At 50.3% G+C, this 26170-nt stretch carries 25 protein-coding genes and 1 tRNA gene; 6 read left to right on the top strand and 20 right to left on the bottom strand.

What is annotated here, in order from left to right:
• Position 1: 1 nt before the first annotated feature.
• From ccmI to ccmA, 9 genes are all read right to left on the bottom strand, one after another.
• On the bottom strand, positions 2–1234 hold the full coding sequence (gene ccmI, locus SC206_RS15505) for a c-type cytochrome biogenesis protein CcmI (protein ID WP_332738425.1): 1233 nt from the start codon (positions 1232–1234) through the stop codon (positions 2–4).
• Positions 1231–1689 (bottom strand): cytochrome c-type biogenesis protein, encoded by a 459-nt coding sequence (locus SC206_RS15500; protein WP_332738423.1) that lies wholly within the window; start codon positions 1687–1689, stop codon positions 1231–1233. The genes ccmI and SC206_RS15500 overlap by 4 nt, the downstream gene beginning before the upstream one ends.
• Entirely contained in the window at positions 1686–2237 is a 552-nt protein-coding gene (locus tag SC206_RS15495) for a DsbE family thiol:disulfide interchange protein (RefSeq protein ID WP_332738421.1), read from the bottom strand. The genes SC206_RS15500 and SC206_RS15495 overlap by 4 nt, the downstream gene beginning before the upstream one ends.
• On the bottom strand, positions 2234–4207 hold the full coding sequence (locus SC206_RS15490) for a heme lyase CcmF/NrfE family subunit (protein WP_332738419.1): 1974 nt from the start codon (positions 4205–4207) through the stop codon (positions 2234–2236). Before SC206_RS15490 ends, SC206_RS15495 begins: the two co-directional genes overlap by 4 nt.
• Positions 4204–4698 (bottom strand): cytochrome c maturation protein CcmE, encoded by a 495-nt coding sequence (ccmE, locus tag SC206_RS15485; RefSeq protein ID WP_332738417.1) that lies wholly within the window; start codon positions 4696–4698, stop codon positions 4204–4206. Before ccmE ends, SC206_RS15490 begins: the two co-directional genes overlap by 4 nt.
• Positions 4695–4940, bottom strand: a complete 246-nt coding sequence (gene ccmD / locus SC206_RS15480) for a heme exporter protein CcmD (RefSeq protein ID WP_332738415.1) — start codon at positions 4938–4940, stop codon at positions 4695–4697. Before ccmD ends, ccmE begins: the two co-directional genes overlap by 4 nt.
• Entirely contained in the window at positions 4940–5674 is a 735-nt protein-coding gene (locus SC206_RS15475) for a heme ABC transporter permease (protein ID WP_332738413.1), read from the bottom strand. Before SC206_RS15475 ends, ccmD begins: the two co-directional genes overlap by 1 nt.
• Positions 5675–5895: 221 nt before the next feature.
• Entirely contained in the window at positions 5896–6555 is a 660-nt protein-coding gene (gene ccmB, locus SC206_RS15470; protein ID WP_332738411.1) for a heme exporter protein CcmB, read from the bottom strand.
• Entirely contained in the window at positions 6555–7181 is a 627-nt protein-coding gene (gene ccmA, locus SC206_RS15465) for a cytochrome c biogenesis heme-transporting ATPase CcmA (protein WP_332738409.1), read from the bottom strand. Before ccmA ends, ccmB begins: the two co-directional genes overlap by 1 nt.
• Before the next feature lie 286 nt (positions 7182–7467).
• Between ccmA and SC206_RS15460 the strand changes: the two genes are divergently transcribed.
• Complete coding sequence (locus SC206_RS15460) at positions 7468–8457, top strand: formate/nitrite transporter family protein (RefSeq protein WP_332738406.1); 990 nt, start codon at positions 7468–7470, stop codon at positions 8455–8457.
• A 90-nt stretch (positions 8458–8547) separates the two neighbouring features.
• On the opposite strand, the gene SC206_RS15455 is transcribed toward SC206_RS15460, so the two are convergent.
• On the bottom strand, positions 8548–9003 hold the full coding sequence (locus tag SC206_RS15455; RefSeq protein WP_332738404.1) for a GNAT family N-acetyltransferase: 456 nt from the start codon (positions 9001–9003) through the stop codon (positions 8548–8550).
• 256 nt (positions 9004–9259) lie between these two features.
• Here SC206_RS15455 and SC206_RS15450 point away from each other — a divergent pair.
• Positions 9260–9334 (top strand) — tRNA-Arg (locus SC206_RS15450).
• 413 nt (positions 9335–9747) lie between these two features.
• The gene (locus SC206_RS15445; protein ID WP_332738402.1) at positions 9748–10683 is read left to right on the top strand and encodes a glycosyltransferase family 2 protein; all 936 of its coding nucleotides are present in this window, start codon (positions 9748–9750) and stop codon (positions 10681–10683) included.
• Positions 10684–10737: 54 nt separating this feature from the next.
• On the opposite strand, the gene SC206_RS15440 is transcribed toward SC206_RS15445, so the two are convergent.
• The 8 genes from SC206_RS15440 to SC206_RS15405 all read right to left on the bottom strand — a co-directional run bounded on the left by SC206_RS15440 (position 10738) and on the right by SC206_RS15405 (position 20140).
• Positions 10738–11760, bottom strand: coding sequence for an LLM class flavin-dependent oxidoreductase (locus SC206_RS15440; protein WP_332738400.1), 1023 nt, complete (start codon positions 11758–11760; stop codon positions 10738–10740).
• A gap of 187 nt (positions 11761–11947) precedes the next feature.
• Positions 11948–12832: a sugar phosphate isomerase/epimerase family protein gene (locus SC206_RS15435; protein ID WP_332738398.1), complete on the bottom strand. Its 885-nt coding sequence runs from the start codon at positions 12830–12832 to the stop codon at positions 11948–11950.
• 162 nt (positions 12833–12994) lie between these two features.
• The gene (gene iolD / locus SC206_RS15430) at positions 12995–14935 is read right to left on the bottom strand and encodes a 3D-(3,5/4)-trihydroxycyclohexane-1,2-dione acylhydrolase (decyclizing) (RefSeq protein ID WP_332738396.1); all 1941 of its coding nucleotides are present in this window, start codon (positions 14933–14935) and stop codon (positions 12995–12997) included.
• Between the two features lie 435 nt (positions 14936–15370).
• Positions 15371–15871 carry a signal peptidase II gene (lspA, locus tag SC206_RS15425; RefSeq protein WP_332738394.1) on the bottom strand — a complete coding sequence of 167 codons (501 nt, stop codon included), beginning with the start codon at positions 15869–15871 and terminating at the stop codon, positions 15371–15373.
• A gap of 545 nt (positions 15872–16416) precedes the next feature.
• The gene (locus SC206_RS15420) at positions 16417–17289 is read right to left on the bottom strand and encodes a MurR/RpiR family transcriptional regulator (RefSeq protein WP_332738392.1); all 873 of its coding nucleotides are present in this window, start codon (positions 17287–17289) and stop codon (positions 16417–16419) included.
• A 213-nt stretch (positions 17290–17502) separates the two neighbouring features.
• Positions 17503–18033, bottom strand: coding sequence for a cytochrome b (locus SC206_RS15415; protein ID WP_332738390.1), 531 nt, complete (start codon positions 18031–18033; stop codon positions 17503–17505).
• Between the two features lie 157 nt (positions 18034–18190).
• The gene (gene alaC, locus SC206_RS15410) at positions 18191–19450 is read right to left on the bottom strand and encodes an alanine transaminase (RefSeq protein ID WP_332738388.1); all 1260 of its coding nucleotides are present in this window, start codon (positions 19448–19450) and stop codon (positions 18191–18193) included.
• A gap of 132 nt (positions 19451–19582) precedes the next feature.
• Positions 19583–20140, bottom strand: a complete 558-nt coding sequence (locus SC206_RS15405; protein ID WP_332738386.1) for a GNAT family N-acetyltransferase — start codon at positions 20138–20140, stop codon at positions 19583–19585.
• Between the two features lie 211 nt (positions 20141–20351).
• Here SC206_RS15405 and SC206_RS15400 point away from each other — a divergent pair, with 211 nt between their 5' ends.
• Together SC206_RS15400 and SC206_RS15395 are read left to right on the top strand one after the other, a co-directional pair.
• Positions 20352–22007 (top strand): LytS/YhcK type 5TM receptor domain-containing protein, encoded by a 1656-nt coding sequence (locus SC206_RS15400; RefSeq protein ID WP_442976107.1) that lies wholly within the window; start codon positions 20352–20354, stop codon positions 22005–22007.
• The gene (locus SC206_RS15395; RefSeq protein ID WP_332738382.1) at positions 22004–22756 is read left to right on the top strand and encodes a LytR/AlgR family response regulator transcription factor; all 753 of its coding nucleotides are present in this window, start codon (positions 22004–22006) and stop codon (positions 22754–22756) included. The genes SC206_RS15400 and SC206_RS15395 overlap by 4 nt, the downstream gene beginning before the upstream one ends.
• Before the next feature lie 111 nt (positions 22757–22867).
• On the opposite strand, the gene glk is transcribed toward SC206_RS15395, so the two are convergent.
• Positions 22868–23839 (bottom strand): glucokinase, encoded by a 972-nt coding sequence (glk, locus tag SC206_RS15390; protein WP_332738380.1) that lies wholly within the window; start codon positions 23837–23839, stop codon positions 22868–22870.
• A gap of 302 nt (positions 23840–24141) precedes the next feature.
• On the opposite strand from glk, the gene SC206_RS15385 reads away from it, so the two are divergent.
• The gene (locus SC206_RS15385) at positions 24142–25401 is read left to right on the top strand and encodes an ion channel protein (protein WP_332738378.1); all 1260 of its coding nucleotides are present in this window, start codon (positions 24142–24144) and stop codon (positions 25399–25401) included.
• 54 nt (positions 25402–25455) lie between these two features.
• Here SC206_RS15385 and SC206_RS15380 read toward each other — a convergent pair whose 3' ends face one another.
• On the bottom strand, positions 25456–26148 hold the full coding sequence (locus SC206_RS15380; protein WP_332738376.1) for an aspartate/glutamate racemase family protein: 693 nt from the start codon (positions 26146–26148) through the stop codon (positions 25456–25458).
• Positions 26149–26170: the final 22 nt, after the last annotated feature.

Genomic DNA, 26170 nt, shown 5'->3' with positions numbered 1-26170 from the left:
ATTAAGGAACCTGCTGATTAATTTCAATATTGACCTGTCCGGTGCCCGAGAAATCGGTCAGCGGGCTATCGCCATACCAGTCGCCTGATGACGGGGTCGCGAGGCCGTTTTGCGAAATACGTACCCGTACTTTTAATTGATGCAGTGAAGAAAGCAAGCGCTGCGGCATCATGGCATTGGTATCATCGACCGTAACAGAAAGTGGGAAGCGGCTCAGCGGCAGCTTTTTAACCGCCACCGGCACTGGACTGCTGCCATCCGTCACTGAAATAAATACCGTACCCTGCTGCGGTAATTGCTGCTGCGCGCGCGGCGATAACGCCACGGCAACGCCCAGTTTTACCTTATCCATACCCGATTTGGCATTCGCCTGCTCAATGCTGGCTTTGACCATGTCGGCACGTTTATCGTTGGCCGGCAAAATCTTCAGCATCACCTGCCACGCCCCAATCGCCTGCGGATAGTGACCCTGCTCGTATTCATTATATGCCAGTAAACTCAATACCTGCAGATTACCCTGATTATGTTCGAGCATATCACGCAGCATGTTGCCGCCGTTGATATTATCCTGCGGATCGGTAGAACGCGTCAGGACGTCAGCATAGCCCAATTTGATATCCATATCATTGGGCGAAAGTGCGTAGGCGCGGGCAAAAGCCTGCGTGGCGGTGCTGGCATTATTCAGCGCTGTTCCTACGCGGCCCAGCATCAGCCAATCTTTTGCATTGTCTGGATTAGCCTGTAAATCGGTGCGCAAGCCAAGGCCAAGGTTTTGAATATCCACCATATTTAGCGGCTTGGCGTTAACATCGGCTACCCGCGCGCGTAAATCGGGCATGCTTTTCATGACCTGATTCCAGGCGCTGACCTGCCCGAGCCCGCCAGTATAAAGATAGAAGCCGCCGCTCACGACCACCAGCAGCAGCGCGCCCGGAATCAGCGTCCAGCGTGGAATGGGCTTGCCAATCTTGCTCGATTGCCCCGCATTGCCTGCGTGTCCCGGAATGTCGCTCAGTAAATTTTCCTGCAACTCTTTGACGAATAACGGGCGATCGGCCACTACGCCCTGATCTTCATCCTCTTCCAGCTCGGTCAGACGATGATGATAAAATGCCTTGTTCAGGTCATCGCGACTGGTGGCTAAATCGGCGCGATCGCCGCGAATAACGGGAACGATAAACAGCGCGATGCCCACCAGCATCAGCGCAACAATGACCAGCCAAAAAACAATCATGATTCTTTCCTGTCATTTTCGCCGAGCAGCTGCGCCAAACGCAGCTGTTCCTGCGAAGACATCTGCTCGCCCGTTTGACGACGGCGCGCGCGTAAAATAATAACCAGCGCGCCGACCAGTACGAACAGCGCAGGCCCAACCCATAAAATCAGCGTCGACGGCGTCACCGGCGGTTCGTAGGTCACAAAGTTGCCGTAGCGCGCGACCATGTAATCGATAATCTGCTTGCTCGACTGACCTTCATTCAAAAGCTGATAGACTTTCGTTCGCATGTCCGCGGCGATAATCGAATCAGAGGCGGCAATGTTGGTATTCTGGCATTTCGGGCAGCGCAGCTGTTCGGTCAGCTGACGATACTGCTGCTCCTGCTGCGGCGAGGTAAACTGATAGGTATCGATAGCCGCGAACACGCTAAAACTCAGGATTAGCCCCAAAAACAGCGACAAGATTTTCATGCGTTGCCCCCGTACTTGAGATACAGCGGACGCACTTCTTGCTGCCAGACCTGCTCGTTGAGGTCGCCGGCGTGGCGATAACGCACGATGCCGTTGCCGTCGATTAAGAAGGTTTCAGGCGCGCCGTAGACGCCAAGATCCAGCCCCAGCATGCCGTCGCCGTCATACAGGCTCAGCGCGTAAGGATTTCCAAGCGTATTCAGCCAGTTAACCGCCTTGCCGCGATCGTCTTTGTAATTAAGCCCCACCACGTGAACGCCTTTCGCCGCCAGCGTATTTAAATAATCGTGCTCGGCGCGACAGGTCGGACACCACGTCGCCCAGACGTTCAGCAGAATCGGCTTCCCCGTGTGAAAAACGGCCTGATCGTAGGTTTTGCCCGGCTCGAACAGCGATTCAAGCTTGAATACCGGCACCGGTTTGCCCACTAATGCCGACTCTAAAAGCGTAGGATCGTCGCCGTGCGCGTTGCGGGTAAGCTGCACCAAAAATGCCGCCGCCAGCGCCAAAAATAGAAACAGCGGAATAAAGAGGATTTTACGGCTCATACTTCCTCCACGGCTTTTTTGTCGAGACGTTTCATTTTTTTAGTCATTCTGTATCGCGGATCGAAAATACACAGGATGCCACCGACCGCCATAAAGATGCCGCCCAGCCAAATCCAGCGCACGAACGGTTTGTAGTAAAGACGCACCGCCCACGAGCCGTCGTCGAGCTCTTCGCCCAGCGCGGCGTAAAGGTCGCGCGCCAGATTGCCGTCGATTGCCGCCTCCGTCATCATGCTGCGCGCCACGCTGTAATAGCGTTTTTCGGCGTGGAGCATGGTGACGAATTTATTGTTGCTGGTGACTTCGATATTCGCTTCACCACCGGAATAATTGGAGCCCTGAATATCGGTCAGGCTTTTGAATTCGAAATGATAACCCTGAATATCGACGCTATCGCCCGCTTTCATTCGAACATCACGTTCAACGCTGTAGTTTTGACTGAAAGCGATACCGATAACCGTCACCGCCACGCCAAGATGGCCCAGCACCATGCCCCAATGGCTGCGAGAAAGGTGCGTCAAACCGCGCCAGAACGAGTGGCGATGGGTCGCGCGCTCGTGCAGTTCCATCAGCGTCAGCAAAATCACCCACACTGACATCATCATGCCCACTACCGTCATACCGACGATTTTGTCCTGCAACAGCCACGGCAGCAGAATCGACAGCAGCAACGTCACCACCAGCGCAAGGCCCAAACGACGCCACAGCTTGCTCGGCTCGTCACGACGCCAGCGCACTAACGGACCAATGCCGAGCAGCAGCGCCAGCGGTGCCATCAGCCAGGTAAACATGGTGTTAAAGAAGGGTTCGCCAATCGAAATACTGCCGAGGCCCAGCTGTTTGTGTACCAGCGGCAGCAGCGTGCCGAGCAACACCACCAGCATCGCCGCAACCAGCAACACGTTGTTCCCTAAAAGGAAACTTTCACGCGAGTAAGGTTCGTGGCGGCTTGGCGCCCGCACGGTATTGCCTTTAATGGCGTACAGCAACAGCGAACTGCCGATCACTATCACCAGATAGGCGAGGATAAACATCCCGCGCGCCGGATCCGAGGCAAAGGAGTGAACCGACACCAGCACGCCCGAGCGCACCAGGAAGGTGCCGAGCAGGCAGAGCGAGAAACAGGTGATCGCCAGCAGCACGGTCCAGGCTTTGAAGGTGCCGCGTTTTTCGGTGACCGCCAGCGAGTGAATTAGCGCGGTACCGGCCAACCATGGCATAAACGAGGCGTTTTCGACCGGATCCCAGAACCACCAGCCGCCCCAGCCAAGCTCGTAATAGGCCCACGCGGAGCCCAGCACGATGCCAATGGTCAGAAACACCCACGCGGCCTGAGTCCACGGACGCGACCAGCGCGCCCACGCGGTATCCAGTCGACCCGCCATCAGCGAGGCAATCGCAAAGGCAAAGGCCACGGAGAAGCCGACGTAACCCATATAAAGGATAGGCGGATGGAAAATCAGGCCAATATCCTGCAATACCGGATTCAGGTCACTGCCGTCGATCGGGAAATTCGGCAGCGTGCGCAGAAACGGGTTGGAAGTCAGCAGGATAAACAGCAGGAAGCCAGTCGTAATCAGCCCCATGACTGCCAGCACGCGCGCGACGGCGTCGTTTGGCATCCGGCGGCTAAACAGCGCCACGGCGGTCGTCCAGCAGCTCAGTAACAGAACCCAAAGCAGCAGCGAGCCTTCGTGCGCGCCCCAGGTTGCCGCCATGCGGTAGTAAACCGGCAGATGCGTGTTGGAGTTATTCGCGACGTAAGCTACGGAAAAATCGTTCACCACAAAGGCGTGGACCAGAATAATAAACGCCAGCAGGATGCAGCCGAACATGCCGTAGGAGAGCGGACGCGCCATTGCCATCATCCGTGCGTCCTGCCGCGACGCGCCCCACTGGGGATAAATGCTCAATAATGTCGACAGCCCGAGCGCCAGACAGAGTGCAAACGTACCTATTTCAGGGATCATGACTGGCCGTTTCCTTTCGCAGGAGCAACGTACGCCGAGGCTGGCCCCGTATGGTTATCTTTCATCGCGTCTTTCACTTCCGGTGGAACATAATTTTCGTCATGCTTGGCTAGAACCTGCTTCGCCATGACCACGTTATTGGCTTCCATCACGCCCTGCGCCACGACGCCCTGCCCTTCGCGGAACAGGTCTGGCAAGATGCCGAAATAGGTCACGGCAATCGCGCCGCGCGCATCGTAAATTTTAAAATGCACTTCCAGCGTTTTATCATCACGCTTGACCGATCCGGGCATGACCATCCCGCCGATACGCAGGCGCTGGCCGACGGTCGGCAGTTGGTGATCCTCACCTTTGCCCTGCAAAATTTCGCTCGGCGTATAGAATAAATCGATGTTGGAGCGCAGCGCGTACATCACCAGCGTAGTGGCAAGCCCAAGGCCAACCAGCACGATGAGCGCCAGATAAAGGCGGCTTTTACGACGTGGATTCAAAATGACTTCTCCCGGGAAGATTCCGGCGAACGAGGCGCGCTGGCCTGTTTTTTCGATTGGCGGATGCGCTGCTCGCGCGACTGACGGCGACGAATTTCACCCAGCAGCTGACGACGCGTCCACATTGTATGAATAACAATGCCGATTAGCGCGCTCAGGGTCACAATCACCGACAGCCAAACGTAAAAGGCGTAGCCGCCCATGGCAAAGAAATCCTGCCAGCTTGAAAATGCTGCGTTCATTAGCCGCGCTCCTTGTTAACCAGCGAGGCAACCCACGGGCGCAGGCGCTCCTGAAGAAGAATGCCGTTGCGCAATCTCATCAGCGTCAGAGTAATAAAGAAGAACAGATAGCCAAATACCGACCAGAACAGCGGATAACGCATGCTCGGATCGATCGTTTTGCCAAAGTCGCTCGAGCCCTGATGCAGCGTGTTCCACCACTGCACGGAGTAGTGAATGATCGGGATATTGACCACGCCGACCAGCACTAAAATTCCGGCTGCGCGACCCGCCGTACGGCGATCTTCGAAGGAGTTATACAGCGCGATTACGCCGAGATAGAGAAATAGCAACACCAGTTCGGAGGTCAGACGCGCGTCCCACACCCACCAGGTTCCCCACATTGGCTTGCCCCACGCCGCGCCCGTCACCAGCGCGATGAGAGTAAATACCGCGCCAACCGGTGCCATCGCCGCCATCGCCAGTTCGGACATTTTCATCTGCCAAATCAGTCCGATAAACGCGGCAATCGCCATTGAGCTGTAAATACCCATCGACCAGATAGCCGCCGGCACGTGGATATACATGATGCGATAACTGTTGCCCTGCTGATAATCGGGCGGCGCGTAGCCAAAGCCCCAGACCCAGCCGATGAGGAGACAGACAGCGCCAGCGATCGCGAGCCAGGGAATAAATCGGCCGCAGACGTGGTAAAGCCGCTCAGGCCTTGCGAGTTGATGTAACCATTTCCACATTTTTATTGGTGCTCACATTAAAATTATACTGTGTTGAATGCCGTAACCTTGTCTTCGAGCTACGCTGAACAGTCAGGGGCGTATCCGTCGCCTGCCGCTCTTTTGGGCATAACCCCTATTGTTCCCTATCGAGAAGTGTGATGTTAGTCAAAGGTTGCGTTTTTTCAGACTTATTGTAACTTGCCGTAAATGTTCGCCCTTTTCGCTCACATCTTATCGACTTAATGCACACTTATTCGCAACGCGGCAGAGGTAGCAAAAGGTGCCAGCGTAATACTTCCCGCCAACATCGCGCCTAAAATCGCCAAATAACCGCCGATCGGCATCGCCATTGAGGCGGCGTCTATTGCACCCGTCGAAAAAATAAGCACCGGAATATACAGCGGTAATACCAGCAGGCTCAGCAATACGCCGCCCTTTCGCAAACCGACCGTTAACGCCACGCCGATCGCGCCAATAAAACTCAGCGTCGGCGTGCCTAATAGCAACGTAAGCGCCACCGCTTTCCAGGTGTTGAAATCCAGCGACAGCAGCAACGCCATCAGCGGCGAGATGATTAACAGCGGCAAACCCGTGACCAGCCAGTGAGCACACACTTTGCCGATAACCGTGAGGGTGAGCGGCGCGGGCAGCAGCATGAGCTGCTCGAGCGAGCCGTCGAGATAGTCATCGCGGAATAATCTTTCGAGCGAAAGTAACGAGGATAACAGCGCCGCGACCCACACGATGCCCGGCGCAATGCGCGCGAGCAGCTTGGGTTCAGGGCCAATGCCTAGCGGAAATAAGGTGATGACAATCAGAAAAAACCACAGCGGATTAATAATTTCCGCGTTTTTTCGGAAAGCGATTTTCAGCTCTCGACGCAATACTTTAAGAAACATTAAGCTAACTCTGTACTTGTCAGTCGTATTTTGCGCACTGCGCGACTTACGCCCGGCAATTCCTGATGAGTGGTTAATAACACCATGCCGCCGTTTTGGGCATGACGTTCAAAAAGTTCAATTAATGTGGCGACGCCCTGTTTGTCGATAGCGGTCAGGGGTTCATCCAAAATCCACAGCGGTGCCGTGCTTAACCATAATCTTGCCAGCGCGACGCGGCGTTGCTGGCCTGCCGAAAGCTGCGCGACGGCGACATCTTCGTAACCGAGTAATCCGACCTGTTCCAGCGCATGATAGATAGCGCCTTGAGATTTATCGCTGCTATCTGTCTGATAAAAAACCAGATTTTCATAAGCCGTCAAGACCGATTTAATGCCCGCCTGATGGCCGAGGAACAGCAGATGCTGATGAAAAACCTCACGCTGACGGCGAGTGTTTTCCCCTTGCCAGCGAACTTCACCTTCATCGGCGGCCGATAAGCCCGCAAGAATGCGCAGCAAACTGGTTTTGCCCGCGCCGTTGTGGCCTTCAATCTGGACTATCTCGCCCGGTTGAATGGTAAAGCTCAAGCCGCTAAACAGGGTTCGTTCATCACGAACGCAGCTGAGATTAAGCGCTTCAAACATGGACGAGTCTCTTATCTTTTGGAAACGGCATCATAACATAGGCCTTACAAACGCTGTAGGCTTTGGCCGCGCAGTTTACCGCTAACTAACTTCAATTTTACAGAACTAATACAGCTTTTAGCATCTAATAACAAAGTGTTAAAAAGTTGTTATTTTTTGCCTCCCTTTCGCGGCAGCAAATAAGGGGCGAAAACTAACCTATGCTTAGTGAATGAAACAAAATGTTAACGCGTGACTTTTCTTTAAGTCAGGCGTTTTGAGCAGGTCTTTCACTAAGGGGTAATCAATGAACCAAAGCAGCAACGCGGCGCATTCTGTAAAAGAAAATATTAAAGACGGCCCGGAAGTGGACAGCGAAGAAGAGGAAGACGGTACGGAAATCGAGGTCGACGAAGAAAATCTACCCTCGCGCGCCGCCGCCGTTCACGAGCAAATCAGAATGGAGGGTGAAAAAGAGCTCGAGCGCGACGGACTGGCATTATTATGGTCGGCCATTGCAGCGGGTTTATCTATTAGCGCCTCGTTGGTGACGAAAGCGATTCTTCGTGAACAACTGGAAGATACGCCTGCCCGCTTCTTTCTGGAGAATTTAGGTTACACCGTCGGCTTTATTATTGTCATCATGGCGCGTCAGCAGCTGTTTACCGAAAATACCGTGACCGCCGTACTGCCGATTATGCATAAACCGACGCTTAAGAATTTTGGTATTTTATTTCGACTTTGGGGCGTGGTGTTGGCGGGTAATATTATTGGCGCGGCCTGTGCTTCATTGGCATTTATCAATTTGCCGCTGTTCGAACCTTCTATTATGAAAGCGATGACCGAGATAAGCATGGAGGTCATGGAGAAAGATCCCGCCGCTATGTTTGTAGGGGGCGTGGTGTCGGGCTGGCTGATTGCCACCATGGTCTGGATGCTGCCGAGCGCCGGCGCGGCGAAAATCTGGGTGATCCTGCTTATGACCTATCTGGTCGCCATCGGCAATTTGACCCACATTGTGGTCGGCTCGGTCGAGGTGATGTATCTGGTCTTGTCGGGCGCTATTCCGTGGCAAGAGTTCTTCTGGCCATTCGCGCTACCTACTCTCGCAGGCAATATCATCGGCGGCTCCTTTATTTTCGCCCTCATCAGCCACGCGCAAATCAGAAACGATTTAAGCAACGAGCGTAAAAAAGCCCAGCAGGATGAGGAGAAAAAACGGCAGGGTCGGGAGAATAAACCTCGAGATCAGGAGAATAAAAAATCACAGGATCAGGACCACAAACTCGAGAAGTAATGAAGGATTAAGCAAACGCACCCACTATTGCCCTATTTCATAAGGCAACCGTGGGTGTTTACTATATTAATGAGTGACCGCGTTGGGATCCTACTCGTCAGGTTTCTGGAATAACGTTGGTATAGGATGCTCGTAATAGATGTCGAAATCGCTTTCTCCAATCTTTATAAAGTTGTTTTTTAGATAGAATGGGTTTGCCGGACTTCCGCGTAATGCGCCAAGCCTGATTGGAAGTTGGCGCTGCGCTGCCTCTTTACGAACATACTGTATAACGGCTTGCCCAAGCTTGCGGTTCTGAAACTCGGGATGAATATATAAATGGTCGAGGTACAGGTGATCGGTTCGATTACGCAGAACAAAAAAACCGGCTAATTTGCCGTTAATGGTCAATTTTATAGAATCAGCAGGCACAAAAGCGTCGAGAAAACGGCTTCGGACGGTATGTTCATTAAAACGACCCAAAGCTTCAAGACTTGGCTTCATCGCGATAGCTCTGAGATCGGCGAGAAGGTTCCCCTCTTCTACTCTGACTTCTTCGAAATCCATACAACCCTCGCTTAAATTCGCTGCCATCGTTAAGCAAGAGGCTAGCATAATTCCCCTGTACATTAAGTACGCCATACAAGGTGCCTAAGCTGTTTCTGTGCTCAATTTGTTCACAATAGCCCATGAACGAGGCTATTTTAAGAGCAATTACAGCAAAACCGACAGGGAAGAAAGGGAAGGTAAGGCTTGTAAAAATATGAGCATTTACGGTAGGATACACGCCCAATGCGTACTTGGCGCATCGGGGTAATACAGAGTCTCCTTAGTTAAACGGATATAACAAGCCCCTCCTAAGGGCTAGTTACTGGTTCGATTCCAGTAGGGGACACCACTATTGAGTTATTTTTAATCATTAGTTTTAGTCAATAGACAAACCATTTGGGCATTAAGACGCCATCCTTCACACTGTCACTTCTCTGAATTTATCCTTAATTATTCTGAATGAATAAAAATCATTAAATTTTTAATTCAACAAATAAATATCATAAATTACTTATTCCAAACATAGAGTTAATCAATAAGCTTCAGATTTAACCTATCTTGTTTAAATATCTATATGTGATGCTTAGCTCCTATTTATTGGCACTTCTCTTAATTATACTCAAATTTTATTTATCAAAAGAGTAATTTTAAACTGTTGCAACTTCATAGTCTAAGAATTAATACATAGACTTTTCATTATATTACGTACAAGCTAATTAAAACGTCTGCTCTACTGCACTTGTCCTTTTCTGGGAAAATAACATGATGATATCTCTCGTTGTCCCTGTTTTTAACGAAGAGGCAGCTATTCCCTTTTTTTATGAAAGCGTGCGCCGAGAACTTGCTGACTATACTGTTCAAATCGTCTTTATAAATGATGGCAGCAAGGATAAAACCGAAGCGATAATTGATGCACTTTCAAAGCAGGATCCTTTGGTGGAATCGCTGAGTTTCGTGCGTAATTTTGGTAAAGAAGCGGCATTGATGGCGGGCCTCGAACACGCAGGCGGCGATGCGGTTATCCCAATTGATGTTGACCTTCAGGACCCGCTGGACGTTATTCCCAAGATGATTGCCGAATGGCAAAAAGGCTATGATGTAGTGCTCGCCAAGCGGGTCGATCGTTCTTCCGATGGCCGCATGAAAAGAGCCACGGCTGAATGGTTTTATAAACTCAATAATAAAATTAGCCGTCCAGCGCTCGAAGAGAACGTGGGTGATTTTCGGCTTATGTCTCGACATGTTGTTGAAAGATTGAAGCTTCTACCGGAACGTAACCTTTTTATGAAAGGGTTATTAAATTGGTTAGAGGGTAATTATGCGATCGTTGAATATACTCGCTACGCGCGCGTCAACGGAGGCACAAAATTTAATACCTGGAGATTGTGGAATCTCGCACTGGAAGGGATTACCAGCTTTTCAACCGTTCCTCTACGAATCTGGACCTATTTAGGTGGATTAGTTGCTGTATGCTCTTTTATTGCCGGCATAATGATGATTATTTCCAAGGTCATTTGGGGAAACTCGGTGGCGGGATATTCTTCACTCATCGTCTCGATATTATTCTTGGGTGGCATCCAGTTAATAGGCATCGGTGTTTTAGGTGAATATGTCGGAAGAATCTATATTGAGGTAAAACACAGGCCTCGATTTATCCTCAAAAATAATAAACGATTTGACGATAATAATAATAAATAACAGCGCCCCTTTCGAGACGCTGTCATAGGTCTCATTTTTTTATTCTAACTACTATTAACGCCAACCCATCGCCGGAGCAATATGCTTTAGGATTGAGTCAATCACGTGAATGTTATAATCCACGCCCAACTGATTTGGCACGGTAAGCAACAAAGTATCGGCCTCGGCAATTGCCTCATCCTGTTTTAATTGTGCAATCAAGCGTTCTGGCTCGGCGGCGTAACTGCGTCCAAATATGGAACGATTATTCTCTTCAAGGAAACCGACTTTGTCACCTTCCTGACCGCTATGGCCGAAATAGGCCCGGTCTTGGTCATTGATCAAGGCAAAGATGCTGCGACTAACCGAAACACGTGGTGCCCGCGCATGACCCGCCTCTTTCCAGGCTTCGCGATAAGCACGGATCTGCTTGGCCTGCTGAATATGGAACGGTTCGCCAGTTTCATCATCCTTAAGAGTGGAACTTTGCAGGTTCATTCCCAACTGTGCCGCCCATTTTGCCGTTGAGTTAGAACCGGCTCCCCACCAGATACGTTCGCGCAGCCCTTCAGAATATGGCTCAAGGCGCAATAATCCCGGCGGGTTTTGGAACATTGGCTGTGGATTAGGTTCTGCAAAACCCTCGCCTTTCAGAACTTCAAGAAACGCCGTGGTATGGCGACGCGCCATGTCGGCCTCAGTTTCCCCTTCGGCAGGCTGATAGCCAAAATAGCGCCAGCCGTCGATCACCTGTTCAGGCGAGCCACGGCTTAAACCGAGCTGCAAACGACCACCGGATATTAAATCCGCCACGCCCGCATCTTCCGCCATATAGAGCGGATTTTCGTAGCGCATGTCGATAACGCCCGTGCCAATCTCGATCCGGCTGGTTTTTGCGCCTACGGCAGACAGCAGCGGGAAAGGTGAACTTAGCTGACGAGCAAAGTGGTGAACGCGAAAATAAGCCCCGTCGGCGCCTAATTCTTCGGCTGCAACAGCCAGGTCAATGGATTGTAATAACGTATCGGCAGCAGAGCGTGTGCCCGACTGTGGAGAAGGTGTCCAATGGCCAAACGACAGAAATCCAATCTTTTTCATAATGCATGTGTCCTGTTTTCCGAAACATGATGTTAATACCATCATATAACAATGAGAGTTCGGTAACAGTGGCTGAACATGGCAGAATTATTGAAGATTTCTGATGGTTTAGTTCCAATATATTGAACGATAGAAACAAAAAGAGCGCATTTACGCGCTCTTTAAAAATGGAACTGAAATAAAAGTTCTAGCGATTCAGCAGCTCGCGTTCAATACGTTCACGCGTTGCAACAGCCTGCGTCGGCATCTTTTCTGGATATCCAAAAAGCGAGGTGGCAATAATGGATTCGCCGCCGACTTTAAATTTGCGGTTGGCAAAATTCATTTTGCGTAACGTTTCGAACAGCGCGTCGAAATTGATTTCACCTTCTCCAATGCCGACATGCTGGTGAACCACGGCATCGACGCCCGGCGGGTTCACAATATAACGACAATGTTTAGTGTGGTTCATGGTGTCGGCGATCAGCACGTGTGACAAATCGTCTCCTGCATAATCCAGCATGGTGGCAACATCGCCCTTCCCTTTGTCATAAAAGAAGGTGTGAGGAACGCTGTAAAGATATTTAACGTTATCACTGCGCAGCGACTTAACCATGTCCGCAGTTTCGTTGTTTTCTTCGCAGAAATCCCACGGATGCGACTGAATTTCAACGCGAATACCTTCACGTTCGATGATTGGCAACAGCTCTTCCATCGACTGATACCAGCGCTCTTCGCAGATCTCTGGCTGGTTCGGATCGCCGGAAAGCTCAGTGTTAATCACTTCAACACCCATATCGACGGCGATTTCAATCATCCTTTTCCAGTTACGCACGGCGGCAATGCGGCGATCTTCATCTGGACCAGACCAGCGATAAACCACGATAAAAGAGGAGATCTCAACGCCGTACTGCGTCAGCGCGCGCTTATATTCGTTCATTACATCCAGGCCAGCTTTTGGATGTTTATAGAATGGATTGATGCGCGGATGGGGCGATTGTTCGATATATTTATATCCCCATTCCGAAACTTGGCGCACCATTTCGGTAATGCTTCTATCCCTGATTACGTCTACATCAAAAGCAATTTTCATGTCAGCTCCGATCCAAGTTCGATATTTATCAGCCCAAAACATTTATTTTGAAATGATCATATTCAAATTCTGATATTCAAGCTCTTATATTCAAACTTTGATATTCAAACTGTAATGTTCAAATACCTTGAGCTCAAAATGAAACATTTCAGGCGGCTGGAATTAGTATTCGCGCGCTTTGCCAATGTTTTCGCGCAGCATGTCGGCGACTTTATCAACCGATTCACTTTCTGAAACCATCGCCCCACCGACTCGCCACCAGCTGAAATACTTGTGGATCATCGTTTTTGGCAGCACTTTGATATCGATAAGTGTAGAAACGGTTTGACGTTTCGCATCGGCCAGCGCCTCGCGCAGCTGCTCGAGAGTGGTCACGGTGTAGGTTTTACAGCCGTACCCTTCAGCAATTTTGGCAAAGCTTACTGGCACAAAACCTCCATCAAGTTTGGAACTTGAGTCTCCACGGAAGCGGAATTCGGTAAAGAAGCTGTCCATGCCGTGTTCCATCTGCAGATTGTTGATACAACCGTTGGTCATATTATCCAGCAGTATCACGTTGATTTTGCAGTGTTCCTGAATTGACGTGACCAGTTCTGAGTGCAGCATCATAAATGAACCGTCGCCCACCAGCGCATAGACTTCACGCTCTGGCTCGGCCATTTTTACACCCAGTGCAGCATTCACTTCATAGCCCATGCAGGAATAGCCGTACTCGACGTGATAGCCGTTAGTGTCGGTGGTGCGCCAGATACGCTGCAAATCTCCCGGCAGGCTGCCCGCAGCGGCAACGATCACGGCGTCTTTATCGAAAGAGCTGTTTAATGTTCCCAAAACGCGGCTTTGAGTCAGCAGCGATCCGGTAATTTTTTCGAATTCGGCGTAGACAGCTTTACGATCCAGATGATCGTTAATTTCTGGAACAAAATCTTCGCCGCTGTACTCGACCTGATACACACGTTTTGTTTCAGCAATCAGTTCTTCACGAACATCGGCAATCTGGTGGCCCCAAGCAGCATGATAATCACTGCCTTTCAACGCATTTTCGAGTGCTTCAAGCCCTACGCGTGCATCTGCGACAACCTGCACAGCATCAAGTTTGAAAGCGTCGAAACGGTTGACGTTAATGTTCAAGAATGAAACGTCAGGGTTTTGGAATATCCATTTCGAGGAGCTGGTGAAATCGGTATAGCGCGTACCCACGCCGATGATCAGGTCGGCCTCTTTTGCCAGCTGGTTAGCCGCGAGAGTTCCTGTTTCACCAATCCCGCCGAGGTTAAACGCATGTTCGGAGGTTAAGGTGCCTTTACCGGCCTGGGTTTCCGCAAAAGGAATGCCGTAAGTTTCTGCCAGTTTCTGTAACGCCTGACCAGCCTGCGAGTATTTCGCCCCGCCGCCACAGACAATCAGTGGTTTGCGCTTGCTTTTTATCAGCGTGATAGCGTCGGCCAACGCGCCTTCGGTGATCGGTTGACGATCAATACGGTGGACGCGCTTTTGGAAGAAGTATTCAGGATAATCATAGGCTTCCCCTTGAACATCCTGGGGCAGACACAATGTTACCGCGCCGGTTTCAGCTGGGTCAGTCAGTACGCGCATGGCGCTGATACAGGCGGTCATCAGCTGCTCGGGGCGCACAACGCGGTCCCAATATTTGGAAACGGTACGGAACGCATCATTGGTACTGATGCTGAGATCGTGGCTTTGTTCAATTTGTTGCAGCACAGGATCAGGCTGGCGTGATGCAAAGACATCGCCCGGCAACAATAAAAGAGGAATACGGTTGGCCGTCGCGGTCGCCGCAGCAGTCAACATATTGGCTGCGCCAGGACCTAAGGAAGAGGTACAGGCATAAATTTGGCGACGCAGTTTCTGCTTGGCATAGCCCGTTGCAGCATGCGCCATGCCCTGTTCGTTACGTCCTTGATGAACGATCAGCTGCCCGCTGTCCTGCTCCAGCGCCTGTCCCAATCCAAGCACGTTACCGTGTCCGAAAATGGCAAAAATACCGGTGACAAATTTAATCTCTTCGCCATCTACACTGACATACTGTTGATCCAAAAAGCGGACCAGAGCTTGTGCCATCGTTAATCTGATCTTTTTCATCTTCCGTTCCTTGCGGTTAACGCCGATACCGTGGTGATGTATTCATCAAAAATGATATGAAAAGATTATAAAGATTTTATGGTTTAGTGAAATGAAAAAACCGAATCAATTTTTCATTTTGAGACAATCATCATAAAAATAAAACAAATGTATCGAAAATGATGAGAGGGAGAACCAGCAAATCAGGCGAGGTAGATAACAGAATAATTAATCTTTACCTTTAACTTCATTGAGTTAAAGGTGAATTTCTCGATTGTAGAATAGTGCTTCGCAAACGAATCATAATTTTCAAAATCACTCTAAAATGAAACGTTAAAGTTGAGAACTAAAAGTGGCAGGCTTAAAAGGAGTAGGCCTTAAAAGGCCTTGGCTCCTCTTAATCATAACGAGAAGGGTTTGATAAACAGCATTAATTATTTGAAAAAAAAGCATAAATTAGCTGTGTGCAATTTGAGGTTTGGTTTTGAATCCTACCGCAACCAAAATAAAAGCGCCTGCTAACAGCATGACATCCGCCACGTTAAATACCCCAGTTTGCAGCATGCCCGCGCTGATATTCAAAAAATCTACCACGTATCCGCCATAAACAATGCGGTCGAGCAGATTGCTTAAGCCACCCGAGAAAATCATGGTCAGCGCTATCACTGTCGGCGCATTGGCTCGCCTGTTCATTAAGGTATAAATCAGCAGTGCCAACAAGAAGCTACCCAAGCCGATAATCATTAGCGCATAGCGAACATTGGCCGGTAACGTGCCGCCAAGCCCAAGAAAAGTGCCGGTATTGTGAGTCAGTAATAGTCTGATAGACCCGCCCAGATAGTGTTGGACAGAATCCATAGAGAGCGTCGCCTTAGCAATCGCTTTGGTTATTTGATCAATCCCGACGCAGAGTGCGAAAACGAGAGTAATGAGGCTAAGTCGCTTACTAAATTTCATAAATGTGCGCTCGAAATGGGAAAAGAGGTCAGTATAAGAGGTTAATTTTGGTAACGAAAGCGTCAGCGCACTTCTGAAATAGATTATGTTCCCTCTCAATACCTACGCAAAACCCTTATTGGCTACGCGAAATCCTCAATAGGAAGCCAAGATGAGATGTGCGCCACGTCATAAAAATATAAATTCCAAATAAAATTAAATTGAAATTTATATTTCGATTAATTATATTGATTTTCACGGCCCGACTACCCTCCTATGAAGAGGCTAGTCAGAACGTAATAGGGAAAGCGCGGAGAGCAAAACATAGCTAAATGCTTTCCGTTCACCGTCTCGGTTAAGGTAGCGCTTACTGCTTAAACCGAGGTTACACCGGAGAACGGAAAAATTGTAGTCTATGGCCATTTACGACATGGAGGTCGTAAAAGGCTCTGCTTGTTGTTATGACTAAAAGTTATGGCTAATGGCTGTGGCTAAAAGTTATGGTATGGCTAGTCGTCATGACGTGAAATATGGATATCGATGAGGCTATTAAGTTTTTAGCTACGCTATTTAGTTTTTAGCTGATTTTTGTTTTCGAGCGAGTCAATCTTGCTGGCGCTGCTGAGCGCAAGTGACATCATTAGCGTTTGAGCTAAACACATCGATGCAATTTGCGAACGAAAACCATCCACCTGCGCTTCACGCACAATAAAACACACGTCACTGAAGGCCGTTAACGGACTGACCAGGCTGTCGGTAATGGCAATCTGTTTTGCCCCCTGAGCAGCACCCATCGAAACTAAATCCACAACTTCCTGCGCGTAAGGCGAGTTACTGATCGAAATAACGACGTCGGTCGGCCGCACCATATTGAGCTGTTCGTTGAACATTCCTCCCAAGCCGTCGATCAAAAATGTGCGACGTTCAAGATGACGAAATGCATAGGTCAAATAGGCGGCAATACTGAACGAGCGGCGGAAACCAATCACGTAAATATTTTCCGCTTCGTCGAGCAGTTTGACTGCGCGCTCAAGATCTTCTGGTTTGATTTGACTGCTCAGCTGTTGCAGCGCCTGCTCGTTTACCATGCTAAATACTTTGAGAATGTCGGCAGGCGTTTCAGGCGACTGGGTGCCCTCACTGGCAGTTTGGCGAGAGAGGCTGGCACGCTCGGTATAATTTACCGTGCCTTCCATCAGATGCTGACGGAAAACCTGCTTCATCTCGTTAAAACCGTCAAAACCATAATTGTTGGCAAAGCGAATTAACGTGGAAGGCGGAACGCTGGCTTTTTCTGCAATCGAGGCAATGGTTTCGAAAGGAATCGTGTTGCCGTTGTCCAGAATATAACGGGCAACCTGCTTCAACCTTTTGCTCAAGGAATCATAGCTGGTACGGATTTGATCTTGCAGCTGCGCGAGTTGTGAAGGAGTAGCCATATTTATTATCAACACCTTAAGTCAAACTATTGTAGCAGCAAGGGGCTCCCTCTCTGCGCTAACTTATAACTTTCATGGACTTATCTTACCAAGCCCCCTCGTTACAGAAAACTCAGTTTACGCCTTTCAGTGAGCAACAAATAGGATCGTCATCAGAAAATTGTAAAACAGCTCATGTTTACAGAGGGTTATGCGTTGACTATCGAATGAAAATCAGGCTTTTTTGCCCGGCATCATGCGTTTAAGGGTATCGTCTTTAATAAAATAATGGTGGAACAGCGCAGCCACGCCGTGCAGGCCAACCAGATAATAACCCAATGTTGCTACCAGCTCGTGAGTGTCACGCAATCCTGAACGCCATTCTGGACGAGGGGTTACAAACTGTGGAATTTCCCAGCCAAGCAGGAAGATTTGTCGTCCAGCGAAAAGTACCGTGAGAAAACCGAGCGTTGGCAACGCCAAAAACAGTAAATAGAGCAGCCAGTGAGTCAGCGTAGCAACGTGTGCCTGCCAGCGCGGCAGTGGCGGCGTGATGGGAGGCGAACGAAAACGATGGCGCAAACCGATGCGGATAAAGACCAGCACCCACACGCTAATCCCAAAGTTATAGTGTAACTGTCGAACCAGCAGCCGATACTCGTCAGGGAAATAACCTCGCCCGAGCATGACGGAATAGGCCAGAATAATCATCAATAAGGTGAGCCAGTGAAGAGTTATCTGCAATGTTGAATAACGATTTTTCATCTATTTTCCCTAGTCACGCAAAGTGTTACAAAATACGTCAAACCGTAGGGAAATAGTAGCGTCAAATTAAGGGTTTTTTATGAAATTAAAAACCGAGCTGCGGAAGCTCGGTTTCATTTGATAATGCTCTTGCTGAGTAAGGGCCGCTTTAGCGCACTTAAATCTCGCGGGTAGGCGCTTTCTGTTCGGCTTCTTCTGCACTGCCTTTTTTAGCGGCGATCAGGCCATCGGCACGGAACATCGCTTTGATACCGCGCACCGCCTGTCGAATGCGATCCTGATTTTCGATTAGCGCGAAACGAACGTGAGTATCGCCATAATCACCAAAACCTACACCTGGTGAAACACAGACCTTGGCATCGGCAAGCAATTTTTTTGCGAATTCCAGCGAACCTAAATGCGCATAGGCGTCAGGAATTTTTGCCCAGACATACATCGAGGCTTTCGGATTTTCGACCATCCATCCCGCTTCGTGCAAGCCGCGCACCAACACGTTACGACGCTGGCGATACTGCTCGGCTATATCTTTCACACACTGTTGGTCGCCTTCCAGCGCGGCAATCGCGGCAACCTGAAGCGGCGTAAAAGTGCCGTAATCGTGATAGCTTTTAATACGTGCCAAGGCACTGACCAGCTCCTGATTACCGACCATAAAGCCAATACGCCAACCGGCCATGTTGTAGCTTTTCGAAAGCGTAAAGAACTCGACTGCGATATCTTTCGCACCCGGCACCTGCATGATAGAAGGTGCTTTCCAGCCGTCATAAACGATATCCGCATAAGCTAAATCATGGATAACCATCACGTTATACTGTTTAGCCAGCGCCACTACCCGCTCGAAGAAATCCAGCTCCACGCACTGCGCCGTAGGGTTCGAGGGGAAGCCTAAAATCATCATTTTAGGACGTGGAATACTCTCTTTTATCGCGCGCTCAAGCTCGCCGAAGAAGTCTACGCCTTCGACCAGCGGCACGGAACGCACCTGCGCACCGGCAATCACTGCGCCATAAATATGAATAGGATAACTTGGGTTAGGCACCAGTACGGTATCGCCGTGATCGAGCGTGGCGAGCATAAGATGCGCCAGACCCTCTTTCGAACCGATAGTCACAATGGCTTCGCTTTCAGGGTCGATATCCACCTGATAACGGTCTGCGTACCAGCGAGAAATCGCGCGGCGCAAACGGGGAATGCCTTTGGAGGTTGAATAGCCGTGGGTATCTTCACGCTGAGCCACTGTCACCAGTTTTTCAACAATGTGCGGCGGCGTCGGTCCGTCCGGATTCCCCATACTGAAATCGATAATGTCTTCGCCGCGACGTCGCGCAGCCATTTTCAATTCGGAAGTGATGTTAAAAACATAAGGGGGAAGACGATCGATACGCGTGAAACGGCGCTTTTGACTGGAATCAGACATAGTAACCTCATTTAACGTAAGCGCCCGGACCATCCGAGCGACGCGGGTCTGCTTGTGCAACACAATGGCAACCTTCGCAGACCGATAACTCAACATATCGCAGCGAGGAAAAGCTGTCGATAGATTAGGCAACTATTTTTTTAACGGCATATCAGGAAGGTCGAGGTCATTGCGCAGCAGACCCAGCAGCCAGTCGTTGTGCCATTCACCGCGCAGCCGATAACTTTCCCGCAGCAGCCCTTCGAGTTGAAAACCACAGCGCTCCAGCATCTGGCGCGACGGATAATTACCTTCAATAACATTAGCTTGCAAGCGGTGAAAGCCGCAAGCTTTGAATGCATAATTCAACACTTCACGCAGCGATTCCTGGCCGTATCCTTTCCCCTGATGTTGTGGAAGCAGCATAAATCCGACCTCGGCTTGCTGATAAGGTCGCCAATCCGGAAAGAATCCGGTGAGCCCGACGGGTTCGTCGGTTGCTAATTCGCGGATCACCAAACATAACCAGAAATCGGAATATTTAGTCCAATGTCCGAGCCGTTGGTCGAAACGATGGCGAATTTGTTCAGGCGTATCGATATCGCCAATAAATTTCATGACGCGCGGATCTTGATTGAGCGCCAGAAACAGTGGCCAATCATCGCGTTTGAGTGGCCGCATGCCCAGCCGGGGCGTCGTCAGTACAATCATGCCCTCTCCCTGTTTTATCAGCCTGATAACGGTTCAAGTACGCCATAATTTGCCGCATTTGGAAATGTTTACCGCTTTTTAGACGCTCAAAATTTTAATGCTGTCGCGTTTTATAGCCGTCGAAAGCACATTTCCCTATAATCGGACTTTCCCCCCATAGCGCGATGCCACGGCATCCGACCGAGAGCTTGCTGTGCAAAACGTTTTCGATATGACGCTGGCGGTTTTCGATCGCGCCGCGTTAATGCTGATTTGCCTGTTCTTTCTAACGCGCACCCGCCTGTTTCGTCGGCTGCTGCAAAAAGAAAATGATGCCCATACTCCTCTGGAGCTGGCGGCCGTTACCGCTATTTTTTCACTGTTCGCGATTTTCGGCACACTTTCGGGTATCAACGTTGAAGGCTCGTTAATTAACGTGCGGACTATCGCCATCGTCTCTGGCGGCATTCTGTTTGGCCCGTGGGTTGGCATTATCACCGGCATCATTTCGGGCTCGCACCGTTTTCTCATCGATATTCACGGAGTGACCTCGATTCCGTGTTTGATTACCAGCATTATCGCGGGTTTTCTATCGGGTTATATCAATCTTAAGGTCAAAAAAGAGTTTCATTGGCGCGTCGGCATTGCCGCAGGCATGCTGTGCGAATCCTTGACTATGCTGCTGATTTTATTACTTTCACGGCCTTTCGCACTCGGATTGGACATTGTGATGAGTATCTCCGCGCCGCTTATTCTGGGAGCAATTTCGATCGGGCCGATCGTGCTGCTGGTGCAAAGCGTGGCCGATGAGAAAGAGGCGATTGCCGCGCGACAGGCTCGGCTGGCGTTGGATATCGCCAACAAAACGCTGCCCTACTTTCGAAACATCAATGCCGAATCGATGGCGACGGTGTGTAATATCATTCGAGAAGACATCAACGCCGATGCCGTCGCCATTACCGATACCAAAAATATCCTCGCCTACGTGGGAACCGGCGCGGATCAGTACAATATCGGTCATGAAATCATCAGCGAAAATACAAAAGAAGTGATCAGCAGCGGCAGGATTACGATCAAAAACAATGACGAAATGGATCGCACGCCGCAAATTCATTCGCAAATGATTATTCCGCTGTGGGAAAAGGGCATTATCACCGGCTCGTTGAAAATTTATTATTGCCACGCCCATCGGATCACCTATTCGCTTAAGGTGATGGCGGTTGGGCTGTCGCAGATTATCTCAACGCAAATGGAAGTGTCACGCGCCGAGCAGCTGCGCGAAATGGCCAATAAGGCTGAAATGCGCGCGCTGCAAAGCAAGATCAATCCGCACTTCCTGTTTAATGCGCTAAACGCGATCTCCTCTTCTATTCGAATTAACCCAGATACCTCGCGCCAGCTGATTATTAATCTCTCTCGCTACCTGCGTTACAATCTTGAACTTAACGATGAGATGATTGATTTGCGCAAAGAGTTACATCAGGTGCAGGACTATATCGCCATCGAACAGGCGCGATTTGGCAGCAAACTGACGGTAATTTACGACATCGATGAGGATATTTCGGTTTCGATCCCAAGCCTGTTAATTCAGCCGCTAGTTGAAAATGCGATTGTTCACGGCATCCAGCCTTGCAGCGGCAAGGGCGTGGTGGTGATAGCCGTAAAACACGTGGGTAATAGAATTAAAGTCTCAGTTAAAGATACTGGACAAGGTATTCTGCAATCGGTTATCGAACGGGTAGCCAAAAACGAAATGCCGGGCAATAAAATCGGCCTGCTCAATGTCCATCACCGCGTGACGTTGCTCTACGGGCAGGGACTGCAAATCCGCAGGCTGGAACCGGGAACAGAAATTTCATTTATGATTGATCGGGAAAAAAGCCGTTGAGAGCAATAATTGTCGAAGATGAGTTTCTGGCTCAGGAAGAGCTGAGTTACCTGATTGGCACCCACAGCACCATTGATATCGTTGGTAAATTTGACGACGGCCTCGAGGTGCTGAAATACCTGCAAACTCATCAGGTCGATGCAATTTTTCTGGATATTAATATTCCTTCGCTCGACGGCGTGCTGTTGGCGCAAAACATCAGCAAGTTTGCCCACAAGCCTTACATCATTTTTATCACCGCCTATAAAGAGCACGCGGCAGAAGCCTTTGAAATCGAAGCGTTTGACTACATTCTCAAGCCTTATCACGAGTCACGCATTGTCACGATGCTGCAAAAGCTCGAGGCACATTTCGTCTGGGACAGGCAGAAACTGGACAGGCAAGCTGAGGTGCCGGCAGCCGCGGGCAGTAATCGAGTCAGTCACAGCATTAATCTGATCAAAGATGAGCGCATAATCGTTACGGATATCAATGACATCTATTACGCGGCTGCGCAGGAAAAAGTCACGCAGGTTTATACCCGCCGTGAAGAGTTCACCATGCCAATGAATATTTCCGAGCTTTGCCTACGTTTGCCGGAAGAGCATTTCTTCCGCTGTCATCGATCTTACTGCGTGAATCTGTCTAAAATCCGCGAAATTGTGCCGTGGTTCAACAACACCTATATTTTGCGATTAAGCGATTTGGATTTCGAAGTGCCGGTCAGCCGCAGTAAAGTGAAAGCCTTCCGCCAACTTATGGGCCTTTAGGAGTTTCGAATGCAGGTTGGCAAAAAAAGTTAAGCGTGCAGAAGAAACTACGCCTCCTCAGGAATCGGTCCTGAGGAGGCGTAATTATTGGTCGTCCAGAATAATCTACCCTTAGATAACAAGAGTTATGCCGATAGACTGACGCAAGTAAGCGCCCGCACCCAGCAAGCCCGGCTGATCGTGAGTGATCAGATAGACAGGAATATCAACCAGATAGTCTTTGAAGCGGCCTTTGTCTTCAAACGCAGCGCGGAAGCCTGAAGCTTTGAAGAATTCGAGGAAGCGCGGCACGATGCCACCGGCGATGTAAACGCCGCCGAAGGTGCCCATGGTCAGCGCCAGATTGCCGCCAAAGCGCCCCATGATGACGCAGAACAGAGAAAGCGCGCGGCGACAGTCGAGGTTATCTTCGAGTGCAAGTCGGGTCACGTCTTTCGGCGCATAGTTTTCCGGCTCACGGTTATCGGATTTGACAATGGCGCGATAAAGATTGACCAATCCTGGGCCAGACAAAATACGTTCGGCAGAGACGTGGCCCATTTCGGTACGCAACTGCTCCAGAATAATGTCTTCTTCTTCGCTATTTGGAGCGAAATCAACGTGACCGCCTTCGCCCGGCAGGCTCATCCAGCGATTGGCCGCGTGAATAAGGTGCGCCACGCCAAGTCCGGTACCTGCGCCGTAAATAACCGCGGGTTTTCCATCAACCGGCTTTTTGCCGCCAAATTGCAGTAAATCAGCCTCTTTCAGCATCGGGATCGCCATGGATACCGCCGTGAAATCGTTGATGACTTCAAGATGCTCCAGACCCAGATTTTTCTTCATCTCGGCAATCGAAAACGCCCAGGTGTGGTTGGTCATCGCGACCCAATCGCCAACAATCGGACAGGCGATGGCAATGCAGGCATCGACGACTTCTTCGTGATGCTGCAACTCCAGATAGTGGCGAACCGCCGCTTCGAGACTGTCGTAATCCAGGCCGGAAAAGGTCTGTGCCTGTGAAATCTCGCCGCTGTCGAGGTCACAAAGTGCCAGACGACAGTTAGTGCCTCCGACATCGCCCACCAGGGAGTACTTGGTCATTTTTATCTCCGCAAAAATTAAATTGCTTGCCCTGCTTCGGCTCGCATTCAGTGATGTCAATCAGCCTTCTCTGACATACCCGTTTTAAGGCTGGAAAAACTTGGCCAGCAGGACTATAAGTGCTTAGGTTTATGCTTACAGATCAGTGAGGGCAAAATAGCGGTAATTGCCCTATGCTGCAACGCCGATTTGACCTATTGATGATATAAGCAGCGGCTGAGCGCAAAATAAATGGGTAACAAAACAAATATTCGGCAATCTTCTCTACACTAGACAGAGCAGTCTACCAAGGGAATTCCTGCATGTTGCATCCTCGCGCAAAAACCATGCTGACCTTCGGGGTCCCGGCACTGGTGATAGGCTCTGCGTCCAGCATCATTTTGGTCGCCGTGTTACGTGTCGCACACGCGCTGCAAAATTTAATATGGTTCAATATACCCGACGTTTTGCACATTAACACGCAATCGGCCGGTTGGGTGCTGTTTATGCTCACGCTGACCGGAATTGGCGTCGGCGCGGTGATTCGTTATCTGCCGGGTCATGCCGGTCCGGACCCGGCCACAGAGTCGCTGATTGGCATGCCGCTGCCGCTAAATGCCGTGCCGGGCCTGCTTCTGGCGCTGATTTTGGGGCTCGCGGGCGGCGTCAGTCTCGGGCCTGAAAATCCGATTATTGCCATTAATATTGCGATTGCCGTCACCCTCGGCGCGCAGCTGTTTCCGCGCGTACAATCGACCGACTGGGTTATTCTCACGGCGGCGGGAACGCTCGGCGCGCTGTTTGGCACGCCCGTTGCGGCGGCGCTGATATTTTCGCAAACGCTGCACGGCAGCAAGGAAATTTCACTCTGGGATCGACTGTTTCCTCCCCTTCTTGCCGCCGGTGCGGGCGCGATGACCGGCAGTTTGTTTTACGAGCCTAATTTCACGCTGCAACTTGCTCCTTATGCCAGCACTCACTTTTTGGACGTCTTTAGCGGCGCGATTGTCACGTTGATAGCCATCGCCGTCGGCATGTTGGCGGTCTGGTGTTTCCCCCACGTGCATCGGGTTTTTCACGCGATTCGTTACCCAATGGTGATGCTGGGTCTCGGCGGTTTTGTCCTTGGATTATTGGCTCTACTTGGCGGGCAAATAACGCTGTTTCGGGGTTATGACGAGATGAAATTGCTGGCGGCCACGCGCGACAGCCTCTCGCTGGGCCAGCTGCTTGCTATCACCCTGACTAAACTGGCGGCGCTGGTAGTTGCGGCGGCCTGCGGTTTTCGCGGCGGGCGGATTTTTCCGGCGGTATTTGTTGGCGTGTCGCTGGGGATCATGCTGCATAATCACGTCGATTCGGTGCCTGCGGCGATTACGGTTTCCTGCGCGGTGATGGGGCTGGTACTGGTCGTCACGCGGGACGGCTGGCTCAGCCTGTTTATGGCGCTGGCGGTGGTGCCAGACCTTCAGCTGCTGCCGGTGCTTTGCGTAGTAATGCTGCCTGCCTGGGTGGTGCTGACGGGCAAACCGCTGCTGCTGGTCTCCCGTCGCGAGAAGCCTTCGGATGAAGATGCTGACTAGATTTTCATATTGCAGGTTTTCATATCACTGACTTTCTAATCACTGATTTTCTAATTAAAGCGTCAGGCTGAAATTTGCCGCCGCCTGTGCGTGTATCGCTGTAGTATCGAAAACGGGCACGCGGGCATCGTCTTCTCCGACCAGCAGCGTGATTTCGGTACAGCCAAAGATAATGCCCTCGGCACTCTGCTCTTCGAGCTGGCGAATTATCCGCCGATACTCCTCACGCGAGGCGGGCTCGATTCTTCCGAGACAAAGTTCTTCATAGATAATTCGATGAATCACTGCTCTGTCAGCCTCGTTTGGTGTCAGCACCTCAATGCCCTGCGCCTGCAAACGGCCGCGATAAAATGCTTGTTCCATGGTAAAACGCGTGCCCAGCAAGCCGACACGTTTAAGATTTTTGGCATGAATTCGCGAGGCGGTCGCATCGGCAATGTGTAATAAAGGCAGGCCGCCAATCTGCTCTATCGCCTCGGCCACTTTGTGCATGGTATTGGTACAAACGATAATGACTTCGGCACCCGCTTTATTCAATGATAGCGCCGCCTCGCCCAGTATCTGCCCGGCGGTGTCCCAATCGCCTTCAGCCTGCAGCTTCTCTATTTGATAAAAGTCGACGCTGTAAATAATGACCTTTGCCGAATGTAAACCGCCGAGCGCCTGCTTAACCTGCTCATTGATGATTCGATAATAGGGAATGGTGGATTCCCAACTCATGCCGCCAATCAGGCCCAGCGTTTTCATTTTCGATCCTCTTGCTTTCGTT

This window comes from Rouxiella sp. T17 (assembly GCF_036663475.1).
Classification (GTDB): domain Bacteria; phylum Pseudomonadota; class Gammaproteobacteria; order Enterobacterales; family Enterobacteriaceae; genus Rouxiella.
Note: the sequence above shows the minus strand (reverse complement) of the source record. Positions and strands in the feature narration are given on the sequence as shown.

What these genes read in the sequence shown, in the direction of transcription:
- SC206_RS15475 (WP_332738413.1), bottom strand. Translation starts at nt 5,674, where the DNA reads ATGTGGAAATGGTTACATCAACTCGCAAGGCCTGAGCGGCTTTACCAC.
- iolD (WP_332738396.1), bottom strand. Translation starts at nt 14,935, where the DNA reads ATGAAAAAGATCAGATTAACGATGGCACAAGCTCTGGTCCGCTTTTTG.
- SC206_RS15490 (WP_332738419.1), bottom strand. Translation starts at nt 4,207, where the DNA reads ATGATCCCTGAAATAGGTACGTTTGCACTCTGTCTGGCGCTCGGGCTG.
- ccmD (WP_332738415.1), bottom strand. Translation starts at nt 4,940, where the DNA reads ATGAACGCAGCATTTTCAAGCTGGCAGGATTTCTTTGCCATGGGCGGC.
- alaC (WP_332738388.1), bottom strand. Translation starts at nt 19,450, where the DNA reads ATGTCTGATTCCAGTCAAAAGCGCCGTTTCACGCGTATCGATCGTCTT.
- SC206_RS15445 (WP_332738402.1), top strand. Translation starts at nt 9,748, where the DNA reads ATGATGATATCTCTCGTTGTCCCTGTTTTTAACGAAGAGGCAGCTATT.
- SC206_RS15400 (WP_442976107.1), top strand. Translation starts at nt 20,352, where the DNA reads ATGACGCTGGCGGTTTTCGATCGCGCCGCGTTAATGCTGATTTGCCTG.
- SC206_RS15500 (WP_332738423.1), bottom strand. Translation starts at nt 1,689, where the DNA reads ATGAAAATCTTGTCGCTGTTTTTGGGGCTAATCCTGAGTTTTAGCGTG.
- SC206_RS15385 (WP_332738378.1), top strand. Translation starts at nt 24,142, where the DNA reads ATGTTGCATCCTCGCGCAAAAACCATGCTGACCTTCGGGGTCCCGGCA.
- ccmI (WP_332738425.1), bottom strand. Translation starts at nt 1,234, where the DNA reads ATGATTGTTTTTTGGCTGGTCATTGTTGCGCTGATGCTGGTGGGCATC.
- glk (WP_332738380.1), bottom strand. Translation starts at nt 23,839, where the DNA reads ATGACCAAGTACTCCCTGGTGGGCGATGTCGGAGGCACTAACTGTCGT.
- ccmB (WP_332738411.1), bottom strand. Translation starts at nt 6,555, where the DNA reads ATGTTTCTTAAAGTATTGCGTCGAGAGCTGAAAATCGCTTTCCGAAAA.
- lspA (WP_332738394.1), bottom strand. Translation starts at nt 15,871, where the DNA reads ATGAAATTTAGTAAGCGACTTAGCCTCATTACTCTCGTTTTCGCACTC.
- SC206_RS15415 (WP_332738390.1), bottom strand. Translation starts at nt 18,033, where the DNA reads ATGAAAAATCGTTATTCAACATTGCAGATAACTCTTCACTGGCTCACC.
- SC206_RS15440 (WP_332738400.1), bottom strand. Translation starts at nt 11,760, where the DNA reads ATGAAAAAGATTGGATTTCTGTCGTTTGGCCATTGGACACCTTCTCCA.
- SC206_RS15405 (WP_332738386.1), bottom strand. Translation starts at nt 20,140, where the DNA reads ATGATTGTACTGACGACGCCCCGGCTGGGCATGCGGCCACTCAAACGC.
- SC206_RS15455 (WP_332738404.1), bottom strand. Translation starts at nt 9,003, where the DNA reads ATGGATTTCGAAGAAGTCAGAGTAGAAGAGGGGAACCTTCTCGCCGAT.
- SC206_RS15380 (WP_332738376.1), bottom strand. Translation starts at nt 26,148, where the DNA reads ATGAAAACGCTGGGCCTGATTGGCGGCATGAGTTGGGAATCCACCATT.
- SC206_RS15420 (WP_332738392.1), bottom strand. Translation starts at nt 17,289, where the DNA reads ATGGCTACTCCTTCACAACTCGCGCAGCTGCAAGATCAAATCCGTACC.
- SC206_RS15495 (WP_332738421.1), bottom strand. Translation starts at nt 2,237, where the DNA reads ATGAGCCGTAAAATCCTCTTTATTCCGCTGTTTCTATTTTTGGCGCTG.
- SC206_RS15460 (WP_332738406.1), top strand. Translation starts at nt 7,468, where the DNA reads ATGAACCAAAGCAGCAACGCGGCGCATTCTGTAAAAGAAAATATTAAA.
- SC206_RS15435 (WP_332738398.1), bottom strand. Translation starts at nt 12,832, where the DNA reads ATGAAAATTGCTTTTGATGTAGACGTAATCAGGGATAGAAGCATTACC.
- ccmA (WP_332738409.1), bottom strand. Translation starts at nt 7,181, where the DNA reads ATGTTTGAAGCGCTTAATCTCAGCTGCGTTCGTGATGAACGAACCCTG.